Source organism: Streptococcus sp. M143 (genome assembly GCF_000162495.1).
In the GTDB taxonomy this organism is placed as follows: domain Bacteria; phylum Bacillota; class Bacilli; order Lactobacillales; family Streptococcaceae; genus Streptococcus; species Streptococcus dentisani.
In genome coordinates, this window is the sequence record NZ_GG730094.1 from 1 (window position 1) to 22,315 (window position 22,315).

The window sequence follows — 22,315 nt, forward strand, 5'->3', positions numbered from 1 at the left end:
GGCGGTGTAGCTCAGCTGGCTAGAGCGTCCGGTTCATACCCGGGAGGTCGGGGGTTCGATCCCCTTCGCCGCTATAAAGATCTTGTTGGACCTTTAGCTCAGCTGGTTAGAGCTCTCGGCTCATAACCGAGTGGTCGTAGGTTCAAGTCCTACAAGGTCCATTTTATATTTTGGAGGATTACCCAAGTCTGGCTGAAGGGAACGGTCTTGAAAACCGTCAGGCGTGTAAAAGCGTGCGTGGGTTCGAATCCCACATCCTCCTTTTATTATTAACGCGGGATGGAGCAGCTCGGTAGCTCGTCGGGCTCATAACCCGAAGGTCGTAGGTTCAAATCCTGCTCCCGCAATTTGGCTCGGTAGCTCAGTTGGTAGAGCAATGGATTGAAGCTCCATGTGTCGGCGGTTCGATTCCGTCTCGCGCCATTTTATAATAGTTATGCGGGTGTAGTTTAGTGGTAAAACTACAGCCTTCCAAGCTGTTGTCGCGAGTTCGATTCTCGTCACCCGCTTTGAACTTTGTTCAAATTACCAAGTTTTTGACTTGGGCGCGTAGCTCAGGTGGTTAGAGCGCACGCCTGATAAGCGTGAGGTCGGTGGTTCGAGTCCACTCGTGCCCATTAATAGGAGAATTACTCAAGAGGCTGAAGAGGACGGTTTGCTAAATCGTTAGGTCGGGTAACTGGCGCGGGGGTTCGAATCCCCCATTCTCCGTGATGTGATTTGAGAATCTTTATTAACTCTAGTGGGTTGGTGAAAAGTCATATTCTGGAGAGAGCCACATTGGCACTCTCTTTTTTTGGCTCTTTATCCTTGAGAAAGGTTTGAAAGACAGCCTGAAAGTGAGGGTGGACCAGCTTGAGATTATTTTCAACGAGTTCGAAAGAATTTTCTGCCTCCTTGTTCTGAAAGTTAAAAAGCAAGAGCTGATAGAGATTATAGTGTTTTTTCAGGTCTGGCGATAAAAGCGTTTATGACTTAGTTTCCGACTCTCCTGTTGGATGAGTTTCCAGTAGAGTTTGATTGCCTTATATTCGTACGATCTCCTATCAAACTGATTCATGAGTTGGATGCGAAGGCGGCTCATAGCACGGCCGAGATTTTGTACAATGTGAAAGCAATCGAGGATGATTTTAGCAGAAGGAAAGAGTTTCTTAGCGACGACCGTCATAGGGACTTTCTCGATTAATTTTTGAGCGATTTGGTGGTTTTTCTTGACTAAGGGAGTCTCTGCGACAGCCATTTTTCCACGGACTTTACAGCGAAAACACCGTTTTCTCAATCGAATCAGCCTTTTGTATCTCGCACCTTCTAGATAAGGGATTTTAGATTTTTTTGAAAATCATATTTCTTCAGTGATTTCCTGTTGGGGGATCCATATTGATAATATCTACACTCTTGATATTAGGGCCTTTAATATTGAGTAGTTTTGTGATAAAATGTACACTTAATTTGACAATTCAAGCCAACAAATAGGCTCCATAATCTCCATAGTGGTTTTACTCACTACAGAATTATAGAGCTTTATTATCTAATGCTGTTTCTGTAACTTTCATACTAGAAAAAATCATAAATAGACTAGATCTAGTGGTATACTAAGGTTAGAGACTTTAAGTGGCTGGGGGATAATCGAGATGAAAAATGGAGTAAAATTTCACAGTATTTTTTATAGATTTATACTATTTATCTTTGTAGTATTTCTAACTGTGATTTCAATGATCTTAGATGCAAAAAAGCGCAAATTCGCTTTTTTAACCTATCTTTGACTATCGGACAAGAGGAGTTGAAGGTTGTTACAGTTGTAGTTTTGCTCCTTACTTTTCTTCTATCTTTCTTGTTCAAATGGAAGTGTTTAATCCATAAAACTGGGATTTATCTAAGAAAAATTGATTTATTTGTAGATTGGAATGAGATTAGAGGTCTTAGCCATGTCTGGATAAATGAATATCATCGTGGACCTCATGGTTTCCTGTTCTATAATCGTAAGACGCTGGTTATTTATAGAGAAAATTATCAACCGATTTGCCTTTATAATATTTCAATATTGGCCTTATATGTGGCTAAATGTTATCATCCAAAATTGAAAACCAATATAGTTTCAGCAACGTTGGCAAGTCTCTTCAATATGGCTTTAAATGCATGCTTCTTGTACGAGATGTTTAGTAAAAATTTGGTGAATATAAAAGCTGAAGTCTTTATGTTTTGGCTGCTTTTGTATGCTGTTAAAGTTTTTGCACTTCCATTGGTCATGCTTGGACACGAAAATCACTGCTATGGGGTTTCTTTGGTACATAGCACGGCATATAAAAAGAATGCTTCGAAAGCTATTAACCTGTAAATTGTTGACAGGTTAATAGCTATTTATATATCTGTTGCTTTCTACATTCAAAAAGCACTATATGTTGCTAGTTGCATATAGTGCCGTTGTTAAGTCCAGCTAGTGAGTGAGATTTCACCACTATTGAGCCAGATTTCTGTCTGGTCATCAAGCTGGATAAGGAGTTGTCCTTTGTCGGAGATGTCCTTGGCGACTCCTTTTTTTCAGTCTGTTCTTGGATAAAACTGACCTCTCTTCCTAGAACAAGAGAGTGTTCTTTATAAAGATAGAGTAGTTCTTCGGGTGCTGTTTGGTAGAAACAACGCCAAATTTCTGAGATTAGTTCGTTTCGTGTGATAGGAGCTGGTGGTGTAAAGAGACTTCCAGCTTTTTCTTTTATCTCTTTGGGAAAATCGCTGATGGCAAAGTTGATTCCAACGCCGATAATGACATCTGTTACTAGACCTGTTTCCACGGACGTCATGGCTTCGGTGAGGATACCTGCTATTTTTTTATTTTTAAAGTAGATGTCATTTACCCATTTGATACCCACGTCAATCAAGGTGAGGTTTTTAATAGCTTTGTAAATGGCGCCTGCTGTAAGTAATGTGTAGGCAGGAAGCTGGTCATAGGTGAGATTTGGCTGAATATGTAATGACATATAAATACCTCCCTGAGCAGGAGAGTAGTAAGGGCGCTGAAAGCGGCCACGACCTGCTGTTTGACATGTGGAAAGATAGAGACTATTTCCCAGGCTTCCACCTTCAATACCTTCTTTTGCATCTGTTTGAGTAGATTTTGTTTCAGGCTTGTAGAGAATGCTTAAGTTGGTTTTCTCTTGAATCAAATCAGGTAGGATCAAATCGCCTTGAATAAGTTTGTAACCTTTATTTTTAATACTGTCAATCACGAGCCCTTCTTGTTGGAGGCGTTGAATTGCCTTCCATATGGATGTACGACTTAACGACAGTTCTTCTGCAATTTTTTCTCCGCTAACATAGTCGTTTTCTCTAGCTAATATTTGGTAGACTAGTTGGTGTGATTTCATTGATTTTCCTTTCTAGCTAAGAGGGAGTGAGAGAGTTCTTTTCGAGTTTGACTCGGTGTTTTTTGAAAAAACTGCTTGTAGGCTTTTGAAAAATGTAGTGGATCTGAGAAACCCACGGAGTATGCAATGACTTTAATAGATTCTTCAGTATGTTCCAGAAGTTGTTGTGCACGATGCATCCGAACGTAGAGTAGATACTCTTTTGGAGAGAGTTGGTGAAATTCTTTAAACACACTAGTTAAGTAACTTCTATGAACCGATAGCTCTTTAGCTAAATCTTGAATGGTGAGCGATTGTGGATAGTGACTATCTATCAATCGTTTGCAGTCAAGATAGAGTTGGTGGGTTGATGAAATATTCTTTTTTTTCTGATTAGGAGCAATCGTTCCTAAATGAAACATCAATTCATGAAGTTGCCCCATGATATGGAGTTGTGCTAGTTCGTTTGATTTTGTTACCTGAGCAAAACGGACAATATTTTCAATGAGTTTTGCAGTTGTCTGTGTATGACAGTTTTTTGACTGGATGAGGTAGGATTGATCAGAAATTTGAGACAGAGCAAAATAGTCAGGTGCCCTCCCTCCAGTAATCCCTAACCAGTAGTAAGCCCAAGGATCCTGGCTATCTGCTTGATAGAAGGTTAATTCATCTGGTTTTAGTAAAAAGAAATCTCCTGCCTTTAAATCAACAATTTTACCCTTATAATGGAATTGACCTTTTCCTTTAGTAATGTAATGTAGTACATAGGTATCTCGAATAGCTGGGCCAAAAGAGTAGTTAGGCGTGCATTCTTCATAACCGTAAAAGCTAAGAGAAAGATCAATTGTTCCAGTCTGGTATTCTGAAAAAACGAGCATGTGCCACCTCCTACCTAACATTTTACCATACTTTGTAGACATTTCTCTATTTTAGAAAGCGCTTTTATGTGATAAAATTTTATCAAGAAATCGAAGAGGTGATATATATGGGAGTTCGAATAGAGAATAATCTATTTTACGTTGAGAGTAACGGTCTAAGTTTGATTATTGAAAATAGGGATGGGTTCTTATTATTAAAACATTTAGGAAAGACCATTAAGAACTATAGAGGTGCCAATAGTGTTTATGAACGCGATCATGCTTTTTCACCTAATCCAACAGCTACTAATCGAACCTTTAGTTTGGATACGCAACGTCAAATTTTTGGACAACATGGTTTGGGTGACTTTAGAAAACCAACTTTACAGGTTCAACATGATTCAACTGAAGTAACAGACTTTCGATTTGTAGAAGCAAAGATTTTAAAAGGTCAGAATGGTCCACAGGGCTTACCTTCTCCACACAGCATGGATGGTACAGAGACGCTTGCCTTGATTTTAGAAGATTCTAAGGCTCAACTTAGTCTGACTTTGTATTATACAGCTTTTGAAAATGATGCGACAATTGCTAGTTACAGCAAATTGGAAAATAATAGTAATCAGGAAGTTGTCATCCACAAGGACTTTTCTTTTATGGCTGATTTTCCCGCTGCAGCTTACGAAATAGTGACTTTACAGGGAGCTTATGCTCGTGAAAAGACTGTTCGACGTCAACAGGTAGAACAAGGAATTTTTTCGATTAGTTCGAACCGTGGAGCTTCTGGGCATGCTCAAACACCAGCTCTTCTATTATGTGATCAAGGAGTCACAGAGGATGCTGGGAATGTGTTTGCTATTCAACTGATGTATAGTGGAAACTTCGAAGCTTTTGTCCAAAAGAATCAACTGAATGAAGTTCGGGTGGCTATTGGCATTAATCCAGAAAATTTTTCTTGGAAGTTAGATCCTGAGGAAAACTTTGAAACACCGGTAGCTTTAGTGACCTTTTCAGATCAGGGATTAACTGGTATTAGTCATGAAAGTCAGAATTTTGTACTTAAGCACATTATGCCAAGTCAGTTTTCTAAAAAAGAACGTCCAATTCTAATCAATAACTGGGAAGCTACCTACTTTGACTTTCAGAGAGAAAAACTGTTAGAATTGGCAGATGAGGCTAAGAAAGTTGGTATTGAACTTTTTGTATTAGATGATGGGTGGTTTGGTAATCGCTTTGATGATAATCGTGCTTTAGGTGATTGGGTTGTTAATGAGAAAAAACTGGGTGGAAGTCTAGACAGTCTGATTTCAGCTATCCATGAAAGAGGTTTGCAGTTTGGGCTTTGGTTAGAGCCTGAAATGATTTCTGTAGATAGTGATTTGTATCGTAAACATCCTGACTGGGCTATTCAGGTTCCAGGATATGAGCATACCTATTCTAGAAATCAGTTAGTACTTAATCTTGCCAATCCCCAGGTAGTAGGATATTTGAAAAATGTTTTGGATGAACTCCTCTCCCATCATAAAATTGACTACATCAAATGGGATATGAACCGCAATATCACTAATCTGGGGAATGGTTCAGTTTATCTGGAAACCCAGATGCAGTCTCATCAGTATATGTTGGGGCTTTACGAACTCGTTTCTTATCTGACAGAGAAGCATAGCCATATTCTCTTTGAGTCCTGCTCTGGTGGCGGTGGCAGAAATGATCTTGGTATGATGCGTTATTTCCCACAAGTCTGGGCTAGTGATAATACTGATGCAATTGCACGTTTACCAATTCAATACGGCTCATCCTATCTCTATCCAACCATTTCTATGGGGGCTCATGTGTCAGCAGTACCAAATCATCAGATGGGACGAATGACACCATTGGAAACTCGTGGTCATGTGGCAATGATGGGGAATCTGGGTTATGAGCTTGATTTGACAAGTTTATCAGATGAGGAGAAAGTTGAGATTGCTGATCAGGTGAACTTGTATAAAGAATTGCGGCCAGTAGTCCAGTTGGGAAACCAGTATAGGTTAATCAATCCCGATGCTGAATCCAATGAAGCAGCTGTACAATTTAACTATGGAAATCAAACAATTGTAACCTACGCCCGAATCTTATCAGTTGTAGAGACCATGGAAACAACTTTAAAGTTAAAAGATTTGGATGAAGAGGGACGGTATGAATTACAGGAAAATGGTGTAGTTTACTCAGGTGCAGAACTCATGTATGCGGGTATTACTATGGAGCTTCCGCAGGGAGATTATCTCAGCAGGCAGTTACATTTCATTAGAAGATAAGGAGACAAGATCATGAGATGGTATAAAAAGATAAGCTTAATTGCTGCTACAGGACTCTGCCTTTTGGGACTGTCAGCTTGTAGTAGTCAAGAGGAGTCAACTGATGGCAAGGTAACGATTGAGTTTTTTAACCAGAAGACCGAGATGGCAGATACCTTGCAAAGGATAGTGGATGATTTTGAAAAGGAACACCCTAATATTGATGTGAAGCTGACTACAGTACCTTCAGCTGGAATTGTGCTAAAGACTCGTATTTTATCAGGAGATGTTCCAGATATTATTAATATCTATCCTCAAAATATGGATTTTCAGGAGTGGGCGAAGGCAGGCTATTTTGCAGATATGACAGGAAAACCCTATCTTGAGAACATCAAGAATGACTATGCCGAAAAGTATGCAATCAATAACAAGATTTATAGTGTGCCATTAACAGCCAACCTTTATGGAATCTATTACAATAAAACAAAATTTAAAGAATTAGGACTTGAGGAACCGAAGACTTTTAAAGAATTTCAAGAGATTGTTAAAAAGATAAAAGATAGTGGAAATTCTCCATTTGCAGTTGCAGGCAATGAAGGCTGGACATTAAATGGTTACCACCAACTTTCTCTCATTACTCTTACAGGTAGTGGAGGCGCGGCTAATAACTACCTTCGCTTTTCAAAACCAAACGCTATCTCTGCAGATGATGCTATTTTAAAAGCAGATGCAGAACGACTCGATTTATTGGCAGATAATGCTCAAGATGGTTGGCGTGGTGCTTCTTATAATGATGCAGTGGTAGCATTTTCGAGTGAAAAAGCTTTGATGATGCCACAAGGATCATGGGCATTAGCGGCAATTAATCAACAGGATCCAAAATTTGAGGTGGGGATGTTTGCCTTCCCAGGAGAAGAAGTAGGAAAAGAAGTCACTGTTGGTGCAGGGGACATGGCATTATCAACTTCAGCTACTACCAAACATCCGAAAGAAACCGAAGAATTTATCAGCTATATGACTAGTCCAAAAGCTATGCAGTCATACTATGATGTAGATGGTTCACCAGTTGCGGTGAAAGGCATACAGGAAAAAGAAGATTCAGCGCTTGCAGCTATTTCTAAACTGGCATTTACGGATAAACATTATGTTTGGTTGGGCCAACGCTGGAACTCTGAAGAAGACTTTTTTAATCTAAGCGCAGGTTATCTGATGGATAAAAATCTGAAAAATATGGCAAACAATCTCAATGCTTTCTTTAATCCAATGAAGGCAGATTTGGACTAGAATAGGAGTTAAGATGATATGGCTATTCGAAAATTTTTAAATAAATACTGGGGTTGGACATTTTTGCTTATCCCGCTTGCTTTACAAGCGATCTTCTTTTACTTTCCAATGGTACAAGGTGCTTTCTATAGTTTGACTAACTGGACTGGATTGACCTATAATTACAAATTTGTTGGTTTGAATAACTACAAATTGCTGATGATTGATGGGAAATTCTTCACAGCCATAGCCTTTACTTTGATTTTAACTCTGGCATTGATTATTGGAGAGATTACGATTGGGATGGTCGTGGCACGAGCCTTAAATTCTAAGATGAAGGGGCAGACCTTCTTTAGAGCTTGGTTCTTTTTCCCGGCTGTTTTGTCTGGTTTGACAGTTTCCTTGATTTTTTAAACAATTCTTCAACTATGGGCTTCCAACGATTGGAAGAATTTTAGGGATTGGTTTTTTACAAGAGAGTCTATTAGGAACACCTGTCGGAGCGGTAGTAGCAACTATCTTTGTTCTTCTATGGCAAGGAGTAGCAATGCCAATTATTCTCTTTCTTGCTGGTCTTCAGAGTATTCCAAATGATATTTTGGAGGCGGCATCAATTGATGGTGCAACAAGTAAACAAACCTTTTGGAAGATTGAATTACCCTATTTGCTGCCAACGATTTCTATGGTTTTTATTCTGGCTCTTAAGTCCGGTTTGACAGCCTTTGACCAAATTTTTGCGTTGACGAGTGGTGGGCCAAATAATGCTACAACGTCTCTTGGACTTTTAGTCTACAACTATGCTTTCAAGAGTAATCAATATGGATATGCGAATGCAATTGCCTTGATTTTATTCTTAATTATTGGAATTGTTTCTCTGATCCAAATCAAGCTATCAAAGAAATTTGAAATCTAATAGAGGAGTCCTACACATGAAAAAAGAAGAAAAATTGAATCAGTTTTGGAAATATGTCCTCTTGATAGTCGGTGGTATTCTTATACTTGTTCCTTTGTTGGTAACGGTATTTAGTTCTTTCAAGACAACTAAGGATATCATGAATCATTTCTTTAGTTTGCCCAATCCTTTTACGTTGAGTAATTATGAACGATTGATTTCGGATGGAATTGGAGGCTATTTCTGGAATTCAGCTGTTATTACGGTGTTATCATTGATTGTAGTGGCTTTCTTTATACCAGCTGCAGCTTATTCTATTGCTCGAAATATGTCCAAGAAAAAAGTTTTTGCAATTATGTATTCGCTCTTGATCTTAGGGATATTTGTTCCATTTCAGGTGATTATGATTCCCATCACAGTTATGATGAGTAAACTCGGTCTGGCAAATATGTGGGGGTTGGTAATACTCTATCTAACTTATGCTATTCCACAGACTCTCTTCTTGTATGTTGGTTATATAAAAATCAGTGTACCAGATAGTTTGGATGAAGCTGCGGAAATTGATGGGGCTGATCGTTTTACAACTTATCGTCGAATCATTTTTCCAATGTTGAAGCCCATGCATGCGACAACTTTGATTATCAATGCTCTCTGGTTCTGGAATGACTTTATGTTGCCACTCTTGATTCTGAACAAGGATTCTAAGATGTGGACTTTACCTCTCTTCCAATACAACTACCAAGGTCAGTACTTCAATGACTATGGTCCAAGTTTTGCATCTTATATTGTGGGAATTGTAACGATAACCATTGTCTACCTCATCTTCCAAAAACATATCATTTCAGGAATGAGTAACGGGGCAGTGAAGTAAGAAAGTGCTTAGGGAATTTATAATTCCATACATAGAGGAACAGTTCAGCTTGTTGACAATTTTATGTAGAAAAAAGAAAGTAGTACTTAGTTGCTTACAGTCTATATTAGTATGAGTTCGAAGTGAACAAAAATCTAAAAATATCTTTCATTTACGAAGCCAGGTCATATAAGACTTGGCTTTCATCAGAAAAAGGGGAACATCTATGACCATTCAAAATAAAACCATGTTGATTACTTACTCAGATAGTCTTGGAAATAACCTTAAAGACTTGTATGAGAATTTGGAAGAACATTTTGGCGATGCTATTGGTGGAGTTCACCTTCTACCATTTTTCCCGTCAACAGGAGATCGTGGATTTGCACCAGTGGACTATGATGAAGTGGATCCAGTGTTTGGTGATTGGGAGGATGTTAAGCGTTTAGGTGAGAAATATTATCTTATGTTTGATTTTATGATTAACCATATTTCTCGTCAATCGAAATATTATAAGGACTATCAAGAAAAACATGAAGCTAGTGAATTCAAAGATCTCTTTTTAAACTGGGACAAGTTTTGGCCGGAAAATCGTCCGACACAAGCTGATGTAGATTTAATTTACAAACGTAAGGATCGAGCACCAAAGCAAGAGATTCTTTTTGCAGACGGTTCAGTAGAACATTTGTGGAATACTTTTGGTGAGGAGCAGATTGATCTTGATGTGACCAAAGAAGTAACGATGTCATTCATCCGTAAGACGATTCAACATCTAGCAAGTAACGGGTGTGATTTGATTCGTCTAGATGCCTTTGCTTATGCAGTGAAGAAATTGGATACCAATGATTTCTTTGTGGAACCAGATATTTGGAATTTATTGGACAAAGTTCGAGATATCGCTGCTGAGTATGGGACAGAGCTCTTACCTGAGATTCATGAACACTATTCGATTCAGTTTAAAATAGCGGACCATGATTACTATGTTTATGATTTTGCCCTTCCAATGGTGACCCTTTATACTCTTTACAGTTCCAGAACAGAGCGTTTGGCTAAGTGGTTAAAGATGAGCCCGATGAAGCAATTTACGACACTAGATACCCATGATGGGATTGGAGTGGTGGATGTCAAGGATATCCTGACTGATGAGGAAATTGACTATGCTTCAAATGAGCTCTATAAGGTTGGAGCGAATGTCAAACGTAAGTACTCTAGTGCAGAGTATAACAATCTAGATATCTACCAAATCAATTCAACCTACTATTCTGCGCTCGGAGATGATGATGTCAAGTATTTCCTAGCTCGTTTGATTCAAGCTTTTGCTCCAGGCATTCCTCAGGTTTACTATGTGGGTCTATTAGCAGGAAAAAATGACTTGAAATTATTAGAAGAAACCAAAGAAGGTCGAAATATTAATCGTCATTACTATACCAATGAGGAAATAACAGAAGAAGTTCAACGTCCTGTGGTGAAGTCTCTTCTCAATCTATTTTCTTTCCGTAATCAATCAGAGGCCTTTGACCTAGAAGGGACTATTGACGTTGAAACACCAACAGCTCACAGCATTGTAATCAAACGTCAAAATAAAGACAAGTCCGTAACAGCAGTAGCAGAAATTGATTTGCAGAGTCAGACCTATCAAGTAGTGGAAAACGGCAGAAATATTCAGTTCTAGTGCTATATTGCTGACAGAAATTTTTGTAGTGAAAACGTGTTCATTGTTCCCAAATGACGGAAAAAATGGTAGAATATAAAGATAGTTTAGCATTTATCTTCTGGAGAAATCCAGAACAGAAAGGATCCGTTTTGAAATCAATTGGATTACTGGATAAGATAAGAGGGCTTTCGAAAAAAGATTTCTTTTTATATTTGATGATCATAAGTATCTTTTTACCTTTTTATTTATTCTTAGGGCTCTTTGCTTTATATTTGATAGGTTTACTTGTTACTGGGGAGATGAAGGGAATTATCAAAGGATTGGCCAAACATCCTGTACTTCTCTTTTTTATTGCCTACAGTAGTATCATCTCTATCGTCGCTAAGAATTGGCTTGGATTGGTTGCATCTTTACTGATGTTTCTCTTCCTCATTTTCTTTAGTTTCTACCAGAAACGTCTGACACATGCTTTCTTTCGACTGATACTGCAGACAATCTTGTTTGGTAGTGTGCTCTCTGCGGCTTTTGCTACTTTGGAGCATTTCCAAATTGTAAAGAAATTTAACTATGCCTTTCTTTCGCCCAATATGCAGGTATGGCATCAGAATCGGGCAGAAGTGACCTTTTTTAATCCTAATTACTATGGAATTATTTGTTGTTTCTGTATCATGATTGCCTTCTATCTCTTTACAACGACCAAGTTGAATTGGTTGAAGGTATTCTGTGTGATTGCAGGCTTTGTTAATCTCTTTGGATTGAACTTTACGCAAAATCGAACTGCCTTTCCTGCTATTATCGCTGGAGCCATCATTTATCTCTTTACAACCATTAAAAACTGGAAGGCCTTTTGGCTTAGTATCGGGGTCTTTGCGATTGGCTTGAGTTTCCTTTTTTCTAGTGATTTGGGAGTTCGGATGGGGACTTTAGATTCCTCTATGGAAGAACGCATTTCTATCTGGGATGCTGGGATGGCCTTGTTTAAGCAAAATCCTTTTTGGGGGGAGGGGCCATTGACCTATATGCACTCTTATCCTCGGATAAATGCTCCTTATCATGAACATGCTCACAGCCTTTATATTGATACGATTCTGAGTTACGGAATTGTGGGAACCATTTTATTAGCTTTGTCTTCTGTTGCTCCTGTTCGTTTGATGATGGATATGAGTCAGGAGTCGGGGAAACGTCCAATTATCGGTCTTTATCTATCTTTCCTTACAGTGGTTGCTGTGCATGGAATCTTTGACTTGGCCCTTTTCTGGATTCAGTCAGGCTTCATTTTCTTGTTAGTTATGTGCAGTATTCCATTGGAGCGTCGAACTTTGGTATCAGACATGACGGATTAAGTTTATAAGATTGAAATCTTCTACCTTGAGTAGGAGATTTTTTACTGAGAAAAATTAGTTCTAAATCGAAATAGTTGACAGATGGAATGACAGGTGTTACAATAAAAACAATTCGATATAGAAATAAATTGGAGGGATCATGAAGGATAGTCATTTAGTTGCCCATCATATTCGTTTGTTGAATGGGCGGATTTTTCAAAAGTTACTGAGTCAGGATCCTGAGGCTCTTTATCGGAGTGAACAGGGCAAGATTTTAGCGGTTTTATGGAATAGTGAAACTGGCTGTGCAACTGCGACAGATATTGCGCTAGCGACTGGTCTTGCTAACAATACGCTCACAACCATGATAAAGAATCTTGAGGAGCAAAACCTGGTCATCATTAGCCCATGTGGAATAGATAAGAGAAAGAAGTATGTCAAGCTAACGGAGCAAGGTTGGTCCCAGAAAGAAGTGGGCTTCCGTATTAGTCAAAAACTGGATGCTATTTTTTATAAAGGATTCACTGAGGAAGAAATTCGCCAGTTTGAAAGTTATCAGGAACGCATTTTGGACAATCTGAAAGAGAAAGCAAATGAGGAATAAAATATGTCAAAACAAGTGAAAAATGCTCACAACCTATACATTCATGCTATTCAAGATGGACGAGTTGCCGAGGCTCAGGCCCAGTCTGTAGGAGATACCTACATTCAACACTCGACAGGTGTGCCAGATGGGAAAGAAGGATTTGCAGCTTTCTTTGCAAATTTCTTTGAGCGCCATCCCGAGCGTGAGATGAAAATTGTTCGCACTATTGAAGACGGCAATCTAGTCTTCGTCCATGTTCATCAATATCTCAATGGCGGGGAAGCTCAATGGGTGACGACAGATACTTTCCGTGCGGATGAGAATGGTCGTATCGTGGAGCATTGGGATGTTATTGACTACTATCGAACACCTGAAAACGGCCAATTAGACCAGATTTTTGGAGATTTTAAGATCAAGGATTTGGATAAGACAGCAGAAAATAAAAAAACTGTTCGCCGTTTCTTGACAGAAATTTTCCAAAATGGGGAGCTAGAGCAGTGGAGTGATTATGTGGCAGAAGATTTGATTCAGCATAATCATGAGATTAGACAAGGAAGTGCTGCTTATAAAAACTATGTGGCTGAACATGGTGTCACTTTTGACTTTGTTTTCCAACTTTTGGGACAAGGAAATTATGTGGTCAGCTATGGACAGACTCAGATAGATGGGGTGCCTTATGCTGAGTATGACATCTTCCGTTTGGAGAATGGCTTGATTGTGGAGCATTGGGATAATAAGGAAGTCATGCCTAAGGTAGATGACTTGACGAATCGAGGAAAGTTTTAAATAGAGGACAAAGAATGATTGAATATAAAAATGTAGCGCTACGCTATACAGAAAAAGATGTTTTGAGAGATGTCAATTTACGGATTGAGAATGGAGAGTTCATGGTTTTAGTTGGACCTTCTGGGTCAGGTAAGACGACTATGATTAAGATCATTAATCGTCTTTTGGAACCGACTGATGGAAATATTTACATGGATGGCAAGCGCATCAAAGACTATGATGAGCGGGAGCTTCGTCTTTCTACTGGTTATGTTTTACAGGCTATCGCTCTTTTTCCTAATCTAACGGTTGCGGAAAATATTGCTCTCATTCCTGAGATGAAGGGCTGGACTAAGGAAGACATTGCGAAGAAAACAGAAGAGCTTTTAGCTAAGGTTGGTTTACCAGTAGCTGAGTATGGGAATCGTCTTCCTAGTGAACTATCTGGTGGAGAACAGCAGCGGGTGGGCATTGTCCGTGCCATGATTGGTCAGCCTAAGATTCTCCTCATGGATGAGCCCTTTTCAGCCTTGGATGCTATTTCGAGAAAACAGTTGCAGGTTTTGACGAAAGAATTGCATAAGGAGTTTGGGATGACAACGATTTTTGTGACCCATGATACGGATGAAGCTTTGAAATTGGCGGACCGTATTGCTGTCTTGCAGGATGGAGAGATTCGTCAGGTGGCGAATCCTGAGACGATTTTAAAAGCGCCTTCAACGGACTTTGTAGCAGACTTGTTTGGAGGTAGTGTTCATGGCTAATTTGATATCAACTTTTCAGGATCGTTTTGGTGACTGGGTAACAGCTCTATCTCAACATTTGCAGTTGTCACTGTTGACCTTGTTACTAGCTATTTTTATTGCTATTCCCTTGGCTGTTTATCTTCGCTATCATGAGAAGTTGGCGGACTGGGTCTTGCAGATTTCAGGAATTTTCCAGACTATCCCGTCTCTGGCCTTGTTGGGACTCTTTATCCCCTTGATGGGAATTGGAACCTTGCCTGCTTTGACGGCTCTAGTGATTTATGCGATTTTCCCAATTTTGCAAAATACTATTACTGGACTGAAGGGAATTGATCCAAGTCTGCAAGAGGCTGGGATTGCCTTTGGGATGACTAGATGGGAGCGTCTCAAGAAGTTTGAAATTCCACTTGCCATGCCTGTCATAATGTCTGGGATTCGGACGGCAGCGGTCTTGATTATCGGTACGGCGACCTTGGCAGCCTTGATTGGGGCAGGGGGACTGGGTTCCTTTATCCTTTTGGGAATTGACCGCAATAATACCAGTCTGATTTTGATTGGTGCTCTTTCTTCTGCAGTGCTGGCCATTGCCTTTAACTTCCTACTAAAAGTGATGGAAAAAGCAAAATTGAGAACGATTTTCTCTGGTTTTGCCTTAGTGACCTTATTGCTCGGTCTGTCTTATAGTCCAGCACTCTTAGCTCAAAAAGAGAAAGAAAACTTGGTGATTGCTGGGAAATTGGGACCGGAACCAGAAATTTTGGCTAATATGTATAAGTTACTGATTGAAGAAAATACCAGTATGACTGCGACTGTTAAGCCGAATTTTGGGAAAACAAGCTTCCTCTATGAAGCTCTGAAAAAAGGGGATATTGATATCTATCCTGAATTTACGGGTACGGTGACTGAAAGTCTGCTTCAACCATCACCGAAAGTGAGTCATGAGCCAGAACAGGTTTATCAGGTGGCGCGTGATGGCATTGCCAAGCAAGATCAGCTGGCCTATCTCAAACCTATGTCTTATCAAAATACCTACGCTGTAGCTGTTCCGAAAAAGATTGCTCAAGAATATGGCTTGAAGACCATTTCGGACTTGAAAAAAGTAGAAGGACAGTTGAAGGCAGGCTTTACTCTCGAGTTTAATGACCGTGAAGATGGCAATAAGGGCTTGCAGTCTCTCTATGGACTCAACCTCAATGTAGCAACCATGGAGCCAGCCCTCCGTTATCAGGCTATCCAGTCGGGTGATATTCAAATCACGGATGCATATTCGACCGATGCAGAGTTGGCGCGTTATGATTTACAGGTTTTGGAAGATGACAAGCAACTCTTCCCACCTTATCAAGGGGCTCCTCTGATGAAAGCAGCTCTTCTTAAGAAACATCCAGAGTTGGAAACGGTGCTTAATAAACTGGCTGGTAAAATTTCTGAAAGCCAGATGAGCCAGCTCAACTATCAAGTTGGTGTCGAAGGCAAACCAGCAGAACAAGTAGCCAAGGAATTTCTACAAGAACAAGGCTTGTTGAATAAATAAAAGGAAAGTCAGTGGTAGTCACTAGCTCCCTTCTTTAGCAGACAAAATCCCATCTCGTCTATAATTCGAGATGGGATTTTTAGTGTTAGAGTAAGATAAACAAGAGAGCAATCAAAGCTGCTAGTGTGCCCCTTATAATGTGGTGCGATATATGTTGGTTTTCTTGCTGTCGCCCATTCCAGTAAGCACCGTAGCAGATGATGCTAGAGCCCACTATCCATAAGATGATCGTTGCTAGTGGAACGAAGAAAAAGATAGCAAGAGCTAGTGAAGTGAGACAACTGCCGACCAAGATGCACGTGTTTCCCAGACTGTAGTTCTTTTGTTTCATGGCTGCGAAAGCTGCCGCGAGATGAAGGAGGGAGAAAATAAGAGCCAATACAATCGTTAGAATTCCTAGGATAATAGAAGTTAACATGGTTGATTCCTTTCTTCGTGATAGGATTAAATTTCGAGTGATTTTGTAGAAGTCATCTCAATCACATCTAAGTAAAATCTCACCACTTGGTCTTCGGTATAAGATTTTCCTTTTTTTAGCCACCAGGTCAGTGTTTCGATAAAGTTGGTTACTACAAAATGTTTGAGGTAGGAAGCCGGAATGTTTGGATAGGACTCTTGCAAATCATCTGCCACCATGGGATAGACGTGGTGTTCGAGCTCCTTGTGTAGTTGGCGGAGGAAGTAGTCGTTTTTGGAAAAAAGAAGACTGGTGACATGGTCTTGATTTTTTTGAAAATGTAAAAAGATATGAGCGAGGTAGTCTTCTGTAGTCAAGTGTTCTTCCCTTTCAAAGAGATGATGAAAGAGGTAGCGACAGAGTTCATCTAAAAGCAGTTCCTTACTCTCGTAGTGACAGTAAAAAGTGGAACGCCCAACATCTGCCAAGTCAATGATATCTTGGACAGTAGTAGCATCATAGCCCTTGTCGTTCAAAACTTGTAGAAAAGCTTGATAAATGGCTTTTTTCGTCTTACTAACCCGACGATCTCTTTTTGGCATATAGACACTTGAGACAAACTGTTCAGAACTGAACAAGGCTGACAGTTTGCTTCTATCCTTTCTTTGGATTTTATTAGATAATACAAATGAAAGAAGTATATATACCTATTATACCAAAGGAGGGAGAGAAATGAGTTCTAAAACATCTATCTGGCTAGCCTTTTTCTTGAATCTATCATTTTCTGTTGTCGAATTTATTTTTGGAGGCATCTTCAATTCAAGTGCGGTCTTAGCGGATGCGGTTCATGATTTGGGCGATGCCCTTGCCATAGGCTTATCAGCTTGCTTGGAAACTATTTCCAATCGTCAGGAAGACAAACGTTATACTCTTGGTTATAAACGCTTCAGTCTGCTAGGCGCCATGCTGACTGCCTTGATCCTTTTGACAGGATCTGTCATGATGCTCTTGGAGAATATTCCTCGCCTCCTATCGCCACAGCCTGTCAACTACCAAGGGATGCTTTGGTTGGGGATTCTTGCGATTCTTATCAATCTCTTGGCTAGTCTGATTGTTCGTAAGGGTCAGACCAAGAACGAAGCTATCCTGACCTTGCATTTTTTAGAAGATATTCTGGGTTGGCTAGCGGTTATTCTGGTTGCTGGTATTTTGTATGTGACAGACTGGTACTTTCTTGATCCGCTCTTATCACTCTTGATTTCTAGTTTTATCCTCTGGAAAGCCATTCCTCGTTTTTGGTCAACACTTAAGATTTTCTTAGATGCTGTGCCTGAAGGAGTCGAGACTGCTGAGCTAGAGAAAGAGTTAGCAGCGCTAGCTAATGTTAAAAGTGTTAATCAACTCAGTATTTGGTCTATGGATGGTCTAGAAAATGACGCCATTGTTCATATCTGTTTAGAGGATTGGTCTCAAATGGTAGAAACCAAAGATGCTGTGCGCCACTTGCTACGAGATAGAGGAGTACATAATATCACCATCGAAGTGGATGCCAGCCAAAGCAATCATGCCAAACACAAGCGGAATGTGCATGATCTAGAGCACCTCTCAGGACACCATCACCATCATCACTAGAAAAAAACGGCCTCTTTATGAGGTCGTTTGGTGTGCTCTCTAAAGGTCAGTCTAGGGATTTTATAACCGTGAAGAACTTCTTTGTTGAGAATATTAAAACCATCCTAGTCCCCCTCCTCAGTATAGAACGTGATGCTAAAGAGAGTGGGAAATAGGTATCATTGTCCGGTAATCCTATATCATTCCCCAATCTTGACTGAGATTGATTGCAAACCGAGAAAGTCTAGAATTGTAGAGCAATTTTTCAAGTTCAAAAAGGTTGGCATAGATAAGAAATCTTGCAGTTGGCATTTGTTTTTGAACTCATTCATTTTTGACCCACAAAGAGAAACTTACAACCATTGATTTCCTCTAATCTGATAGATTTTAGATGAGCCAAATCATGTCCCGTCGTAACCATTGGCATTGCCATAGTCCAAGAGTTGCTGAAAGGGGTGAGTCCACATTTGGGTCATTATGATATTACCAAGAATGAAGAAAAGCTACTGTGAAACTCCAATCTAGCGATACCGTTACTACTCACGCAATACAAAACACTGCTATAGTAGCAGTAAGGTTCATGGTTCTCTCTTTTTATTTTTGAAATTCCTAGGGAAAATACCAATACGGAATAGAATAAGTTTGTGTCTCAAGAAGATTATTTGAAGGCACAAGAGTAATAAGTTTTATGCCCTTACTCATTCTGATTTCAAACAAAAATCTACAAAAGATGTATAATAAAAGTGAGAAACCAATAGAAAAGGAGTGGTTCTATGAAGAAAACAGTTTATACAAAAGCTGGTCAGGTTGGTCTTATTGAAGTGGAGCATCCGCAAATCATTGAGGCAGATGATGCTATTATCCGCATTGTCCGCACTTGCGTTTGTGGCTCTGATCTATGGAGCTATCGCAATCCAGATATTGAAACAGGCCATCAGAATAGCGGGCACGAAGCGATTGGTATCGTTGAGGCAATTGGTAATGCAGTGACGACCGTTAAACCTGGCGATTTTGTTATTGCTCCATTTACTCATGGATGCGGGGAATGTGATGCCTGTCGAGCAGGATATGATGGCACCTGTGATCGTCATATTGGCAATAACTGGTCAGATGGGGTGCAAGCAGAATATATGCGCTTCGATTATGCCAACTGGGCACTGGTTAAAATCCCTGGACAACCTTCTGACTATACAGAAGGCATGCTAAAGTCCCTCTTGACTCTTGCAGATGTTATGCCGACAGGCTATCATGCGGCGCGTGTTGCAAATGTTCAAAAAGGGGATAAGGTTGTGGTCATTGGTGATGGGGCTGTTGGTCAATGTGCTGTTATCGCAGCTAAAATGCGTGGAGCATCGCAAATTATCCTTATGAGTCGTCATGAAGATCGTCAACAAATGGCTTTGGAGTCAGGGGCGACAGCTGTTGTGGCTGAACGTGGCGAAGAAGGAATTGCCAAGGTGCGAGAAATTCTTGGTGGAGGAGCAGATGCAGCTCTTGAATGTGTTGGAACAGAAGCGGCTATTGATCAAGCCCTAGGAGTCCTTCACAATGGTGGTCGTTTGGGATTTGTTGGGGTTCCTCACTATAACAATCGAGCTCTTGGTTCAACTTTTGCTCAAAATATTACGGTAGCAGGCGGAGCAGCCTCTGTAACGACTTACAACAAACAGTTCTTACTGAAGGCAGTCCTTGATGGCGATATCAATCCAGGTCGCGTTTTTACTTCCAGTTATAAATTGGAAGAGATTGACCAAGCCTATAAAGACATGGACGAACGCAAGACGATTAAGGCTATGATTGTGATGGATTAAAAAAGAAAATCCTAATGGAGATTTGAGAATCTCTATTAGGATTTTTTGCTTTGTTATATTAGTTGAGTTATGGCAAAGTACTTTCTCTCAATGTCAGTCTGGTTCCCAGCATGGTCAGGCTAGGAATTTTCCGACCGTGGAGGACTTCCTTGTTAAGAATATCCATCCCTGCTCGGCCCATTTCTTCGGTATAGATAGTGATACTGGATAGGGGAGGATAGACCTGCTTGGTCAGGCTAGTGTCGTTAAAAGAAATGAGACTGACGCGGTCTGGTAGGCTGATTCCAGCTTCTTGAAGGGCACGAAGGGCACCGATGGCTAAACTATCGCTGGCTGCGAAAAAGGCTGGTGGGAGTTGTTCTCCTAGCTTGTGAATGGCCTCCTTCATCAAGTCATAGCCAGACTGGGCAGTAAAGCTCCCCTGAAAGACCAGTTCTTCATGGTAGATTCCATTTGCTTGGGTAATGTCTTTGAAATTTTCTAGCCGCTTATCCTGGATAATTTCTTCCTGGTCGGTTGTTTCTTCGAGACCTGTTAGAATCCCGATACGGTCCATCCCTTGGCTGAGGAAATGGTCTACAACTTGTTTCACAGCAGTGTAAAAGTCAGTGATAATACAGGTATGACCTAGTGAGAGGGTGTCGCTGTCTATAAATACCAAGGGTTTTTGATATTCTTCAAAGGCAGAAATCTGAGCTCGGCTAAATTTTCCGATGCAGAGAATCCCAATCACTTCCTCACTTAATGTAAAAGGATGGTCATTAAAATAGCGCAAGATATCATAGTCCAACTCTTGGGCTCTTTTTTCAATACCTAGACGAATCTGGTAGTAGTAGAGGTCGTCCAACTCCCCTTGTTCGCTGACCCATTGGATAATGGCAATCTTTTGCTTGGGTTTGTGGGATTCGCCTGTCTTGAGGTGCTTAGTATAGCCCAGCTCTTCAGCAACGGTTAATATACGGTGTCTGGTTTCTTCTGTAACAGATAGGCTCTGGTCGCGATTAAGGACACGGGATACGGTCGCGATAGAGACAGAGGCTAGCTGTGCAATGTCTTTTAAGGTAGCCATAAATCCTCCTCCTTTTAGGTTAGTATATCATATTTTTCTGCTTTTTACTGATAGTTTAGTAAAAGTTTAGTAAAAAGGATTGACCTTGGTAAATCCCTTGGATACAATAGAAGAAAACGATTACACGTTAAGGCGACTTAACGAACAGTCAAAGGAGAATTTATATGACACAAGATCTTACTACTGAAGCCCTTCGCAAAGACTTTCTTGCCGTTTTTGGTCAAGAAGCAGACCAAACTTTCTTTTCACCAGGCCGTATCAATTTGATTGGTGAACACACGGATTACAATGGTGGACATGTTTTCCCAGCAGCTATTTCCTTGGGAACTTATGGGGCGGCTCGCAAACGTGACGACCAAGTTTTGCGTTTCTACTCAGCCAACTTTGAGGACAAGGGTATCATCGAAGTGCCTCTTGCTGATCTCAAATTTGAAAAAGAGCACAACTGGACCAACTATCCAAAAGGGGTTCTTCATTTCTTGCAAGAAGCTGGGCACGTGATTGATAAAGGTTTTGATTTTTATGTTTATGGGAATATCCCAAATGGTTCTGGCTTGTCTTCATCAGCATCCTTGGAACTCTTGACAGGGGTCGTGGCAGAGCATCTCTTTGATTTAAAACTAGAGCGTCTCGATTTGGTTAAAATCGGAAAACAAACAGAAAATAACTTTATCGGAGTAAACTCTGGTATCATGGACCAGTTTGCTATCGGTATGGGGGCAGACCAACGTGCTATTTACCTAGATACTAACACTTTGGAGTACGACTTGGTGCCACTTGATTTGAAAGACAATGTCGTTGTTATTATGAATACCAACAAACGCCGTGAACTAGCGGACTCTAAATACAATGAACGCCGTGCTGAGTGTGAAAAAGCAGTAGAAGAATTGCAAGCTGCCTTGGATATTCAGACCTTGGGTGAATTGGATGAGTGGGCCTTTGACCAATACAGCTATCTGATTAAAGACGAAAATCGTTTAAAACGTGCTCGCCATGCTGTGCTTGAAAACCAACGTACTCTTAAAGCTCAAGCAGCACTTCAAGCAGGTGATTTGGAAACATTTGGTCGTTTGATGAATGCTTCTCACGTTTCTCTAGAACATGACTATGAAGTAACTGGTTTGGAATTGGACACACTTGTTCATACAGCTTGGGATCAAGAAGGTGTTCTGGGTGCTCGTATGACAGGAGCAGGTTTTGGAGGTTGTGCCATTGCCTTGGTTCAAAAAGACGCTGTTGAGGCCTTTAAGGAAGCTGTTGGCAAGCACTACGAGGAAGTAGTTGGATATTCTCCAAGCTTCTATATCGCTGAAGTTGCAGGTGGCACTCGCGTCCTTGACTAGTCAAAAGGAG

The 22,315-nt window shown here is 40.3% G+C and carries 17 protein-coding genes, 8 tRNA genes and 3 pseudogenes; 22 read left to right on the top strand and 6 right to left on the bottom strand.

Annotated elements, in window-relative coordinates; translation table 11 throughout:
* The 8 genes from HMPREF0850_RS06230 to HMPREF0850_RS06265 all read left to right on the top strand — a co-directional run bounded on the left by HMPREF0850_RS06230 (position 1) and on the right by HMPREF0850_RS06265 (position 711).
* Positions 1–74, top strand: a tRNA-Met gene (locus HMPREF0850_RS06230).
* 13 nt (positions 75–87) lie between these two features.
* A tRNA-Ile gene (locus HMPREF0850_RS06235) sits at positions 88–161 on the top strand.
* A gap of 11 nt (positions 162–172) precedes the next feature.
* Positions 173–262 (top strand) — tRNA-Ser (locus HMPREF0850_RS06240).
* A gap of 11 nt (positions 263–273) precedes the next feature.
* Positions 274–347 (top strand) — tRNA-Met (locus HMPREF0850_RS06245).
* A gap of 3 nt (positions 348–350) precedes the next feature.
* Positions 351–423, top strand: a tRNA-Phe gene (locus HMPREF0850_RS06250).
* 15 nt (positions 424–438) lie between these two features.
* Positions 439–509, top strand: a tRNA-Gly gene (locus tag HMPREF0850_RS06255).
* A gap of 34 nt (positions 510–543) precedes the next feature.
* Positions 544–617 (top strand) — tRNA-Ile (locus HMPREF0850_RS06260).
* A 6-nt stretch (positions 618–623) separates the two neighbouring features.
* Positions 624–711 (top strand) — tRNA-Ser (locus HMPREF0850_RS06265).
* An 89-nt stretch (positions 712–800) separates the two neighbouring features.
* Here HMPREF0850_RS06265 and HMPREF0850_RS12955 read toward each other — a convergent pair.
* A pseudogene (locus tag HMPREF0850_RS12955) lies at positions 801–1,457 on the bottom strand (transposase); the annotation flags it as partial.
* A gap of 323 nt (positions 1,458–1,780) precedes the next feature.
* Here HMPREF0850_RS12955 and HMPREF0850_RS06275 point away from each other — a divergent pair.
* Positions 1,781–2,335, top strand: a complete 555-nt coding sequence (locus HMPREF0850_RS06275; RefSeq protein WP_009013890.1) for a hypothetical protein — start codon at positions 1,781–1,783, stop codon at positions 2,333–2,335.
* Positions 2,336–2,424: 89 nt separating this feature from the next.
* Here HMPREF0850_RS06275 and birA read toward each other — a convergent pair.
* Positions 2,425–3,362, bottom strand: a pseudogene (birA, locus tag HMPREF0850_RS06280) (bifunctional biotin--[acetyl-CoA-carboxylase] ligase/biotin operon repressor BirA).
* Complete coding sequence (locus tag HMPREF0850_RS06285; protein ID WP_000959981.1) at positions 3,359–4,219, bottom strand: AraC family transcriptional regulator; 861 nt, start codon at positions 4,217–4,219, stop codon at positions 3,359–3,361. The pseudogene birA and the gene HMPREF0850_RS06285 overlap by 4 nt, the downstream one beginning before the upstream one ends.
* A gap of 107 nt (positions 4,220–4,326) precedes the next feature.
* Here HMPREF0850_RS06285 and HMPREF0850_RS06290 point away from each other — a divergent pair, with 107 nt between their 5' ends.
* The 10 genes and pseudogenes from HMPREF0850_RS06290 (at position 4,327) to HMPREF0850_RS06335 (ending at position 16,074) form a co-directional block, all read left to right on the top strand.
* Positions 4,327–6,489, top strand: a complete 2,163-nt coding sequence (locus HMPREF0850_RS06290) for an alpha-galactosidase (protein WP_000538959.1) — start codon at positions 4,327–4,329, stop codon at positions 6,487–6,489.
* Between the two features lie 12 nt (positions 6,490–6,501).
* Complete coding sequence (locus tag HMPREF0850_RS06295; protein ID WP_001267885.1) at positions 6,502–7,752, top strand: extracellular solute-binding protein; 1,251 nt, start codon at positions 6,502–6,504, stop codon at positions 7,750–7,752.
* Positions 7,753–7,770: 18 nt separating this feature from the next.
* Positions 7,771–8,644 (top strand): annotated as a pseudogene (locus HMPREF0850_RS06300) (carbohydrate ABC transporter permease).
* A gap of 16 nt (positions 8,645–8,660) precedes the next feature.
* Entirely contained in the window at positions 8,661–9,494 is an 834-nt protein-coding gene (locus HMPREF0850_RS06305; protein WP_000711273.1) for a carbohydrate ABC transporter permease, read from the top strand.
* Positions 9,495–9,699: 205 nt separating this feature from the next.
* Positions 9,700–11,142: a sucrose phosphorylase gene (gene gtfA / locus HMPREF0850_RS06310; protein ID WP_000155209.1), complete on the top strand. Its 1,443-nt coding sequence runs from the start codon at positions 9,700–9,702 to the stop codon at positions 11,140–11,142.
* Positions 11,143–11,273: 131 nt separating this feature from the next.
* A complete protein-coding gene (locus HMPREF0850_RS06315; protein ID WP_008293041.1) occupies positions 11,274–12,467 on the top strand; it encodes an O-antigen ligase family protein in 1,194 nt (397 codons plus the stop codon).
* Between the two features lie 139 nt (positions 12,468–12,606).
* Positions 12,607–13,050, top strand: coding sequence for a MarR family winged helix-turn-helix transcriptional regulator (locus tag HMPREF0850_RS06320; protein ID WP_000655217.1), 444 nt, complete (start codon positions 12,607–12,609; stop codon positions 13,048–13,050).
* 3 nt (positions 13,051–13,053) lie between these two features.
* Positions 13,054–13,818 (top strand): nuclear transport factor 2 family protein, encoded by a 765-nt coding sequence (locus HMPREF0850_RS06325; protein ID WP_000043865.1) that lies wholly within the window; start codon positions 13,054–13,056, stop codon positions 13,816–13,818.
* Between the two features lie 14 nt (positions 13,819–13,832).
* On the top strand, positions 13,833–14,561 hold the full coding sequence (locus tag HMPREF0850_RS06330; protein ID WP_000575223.1) for an ATP-binding cassette domain-containing protein: 729 nt from the start codon (positions 13,833–13,835) through the stop codon (positions 14,559–14,561).
* Positions 14,554–16,074 (top strand): ABC transporter permease/substrate-binding protein, encoded by a 1,521-nt coding sequence (locus HMPREF0850_RS06335; RefSeq protein ID WP_001284955.1) that lies wholly within the window; start codon positions 14,554–14,556, stop codon positions 16,072–16,074. The genes HMPREF0850_RS06330 and HMPREF0850_RS06335 overlap by 8 nt, the downstream gene beginning before the upstream one ends.
* An 85-nt stretch (positions 16,075–16,159) precedes the next feature.
* On the opposite strand, the gene HMPREF0850_RS0103220 is transcribed toward HMPREF0850_RS06335, so the two are convergent.
* Positions 16,160–16,492, bottom strand: a complete 333-nt coding sequence (locus HMPREF0850_RS0103220) for a hypothetical protein (RefSeq protein ID WP_000958079.1) — start codon at positions 16,490–16,492, stop codon at positions 16,160–16,162.
* A 26-nt stretch (positions 16,493–16,518) separates the two neighbouring features.
* Entirely contained in the window at positions 16,519–17,073 is a 555-nt protein-coding gene (locus HMPREF0850_RS06340; RefSeq protein ID WP_001126076.1) for a TetR/AcrR family transcriptional regulator, read from the bottom strand.
* 130 nt (positions 17,074–17,203) lie between these two features.
* On the opposite strand from HMPREF0850_RS06340, the gene HMPREF0850_RS06345 reads away from it, so the two are divergent.
* Together HMPREF0850_RS06345 and HMPREF0850_RS06350 are read left to right on the top strand one after the other, a co-directional pair.
* Entirely contained in the window at positions 17,204–18,103 is a 900-nt protein-coding gene (locus HMPREF0850_RS06345; protein WP_000095919.1) for a cation diffusion facilitator family transporter, read from the top strand.
* A gap of 752 nt (positions 18,104–18,855) precedes the next feature.
* Positions 18,856–19,893 (top strand): zinc-binding dehydrogenase, encoded by a 1,038-nt coding sequence (locus tag HMPREF0850_RS06350; RefSeq protein ID WP_000754511.1) that lies wholly within the window; start codon positions 18,856–18,858, stop codon positions 19,891–19,893.
* Positions 19,894–19,960: 67 nt separating this feature from the next.
* On the opposite strand, the gene galR is transcribed toward HMPREF0850_RS06350, so the two are convergent.
* Complete coding sequence (galR, locus tag HMPREF0850_RS06355; protein ID WP_000212500.1) at positions 19,961–20,962, bottom strand: DNA-binding transcriptional regulator GalR; 1,002 nt, start codon at positions 20,960–20,962, stop codon at positions 19,961–19,963.
* Positions 20,963–21,126: 164 nt separating this feature from the next.
* On the opposite strand from galR, the gene HMPREF0850_RS06360 reads away from it, so the two are divergent.
* Positions 21,127–22,305, top strand: coding sequence for a galactokinase (locus tag HMPREF0850_RS06360; RefSeq protein WP_000189886.1), 1,179 nt, complete (start codon positions 21,127–21,129; stop codon positions 22,303–22,305).
* Positions 22,306–22,315 lie beyond the last annotated feature (10 nt).

Excerpts from the sequence above, each read along its gene's own strand:
- HMPREF0850_RS06285 (WP_000959981.1), bottom strand. The coding sequence starts at position 4,219 with ATGCTCGTTTTTTCAGAATACCAGACTGGAACAATTGATCTTTCTCTT.
- HMPREF0850_RS06320 (WP_000655217.1), top strand. The coding sequence starts at position 12,607 with ATGAAGGATAGTCATTTAGTTGCCCATCATATTCGTTTGTTGAATGGG.
- HMPREF0850_RS06345 (WP_000095919.1), top strand. The coding sequence starts at position 17,204 with ATGAGTTCTAAAACATCTATCTGGCTAGCCTTTTTCTTGAATCTATCA.
- HMPREF0850_RS06360 (WP_000189886.1), top strand. The coding sequence starts at position 21,127 with ATGACACAAGATCTTACTACTGAAGCCCTTCGCAAAGACTTTCTTGCC.
- HMPREF0850_RS06350 (WP_000754511.1), top strand. The coding sequence starts at position 18,856 with ATGAAGAAAACAGTTTATACAAAAGCTGGTCAGGTTGGTCTTATTGAA.
- HMPREF0850_RS06330 (WP_000575223.1), top strand. The coding sequence starts at position 13,833 with ATGATTGAATATAAAAATGTAGCGCTACGCTATACAGAAAAAGATGTT.
- HMPREF0850_RS06290 (WP_000538959.1), top strand. The coding sequence starts at position 4,327 with ATGGGAGTTCGAATAGAGAATAATCTATTTTACGTTGAGAGTAACGGT.
- HMPREF0850_RS06305 (WP_000711273.1), top strand. The coding sequence starts at position 8,661 with ATGAAAAAAGAAGAAAAATTGAATCAGTTTTGGAAATATGTCCTCTTG.
- HMPREF0850_RS06340 (WP_001126076.1), bottom strand. The coding sequence starts at position 17,073 with ATGCCAAAAAGAGATCGTCGGGTTAGTAAGACGAAAAAAGCCATTTAT.
- galR (WP_000212500.1), bottom strand. The coding sequence starts at position 20,962 with ATGGCTACCTTAAAAGACATTGCACAGCTAGCCTCTGTCTCTATCGCG.
- HMPREF0850_RS06335 (WP_001284955.1), top strand. The coding sequence starts at position 14,554 with ATGGCTAATTTGATATCAACTTTTCAGGATCGTTTTGGTGACTGGGTA.
- HMPREF0850_RS06325 (WP_000043865.1), top strand. The coding sequence starts at position 13,054 with ATGTCAAAACAAGTGAAAAATGCTCACAACCTATACATTCATGCTATT.
- HMPREF0850_RS0103220 (WP_000958079.1), bottom strand. The coding sequence starts at position 16,492 with ATGTTAACTTCTATTATCCTAGGAATTCTAACGATTGTATTGGCTCTT.
- gtfA (WP_000155209.1), top strand. The coding sequence starts at position 9,700 with ATGACCATTCAAAATAAAACCATGTTGATTACTTACTCAGATAGTCTT.
- HMPREF0850_RS06295 (WP_001267885.1), top strand. The coding sequence starts at position 6,502 with ATGAGATGGTATAAAAAGATAAGCTTAATTGCTGCTACAGGACTCTGC.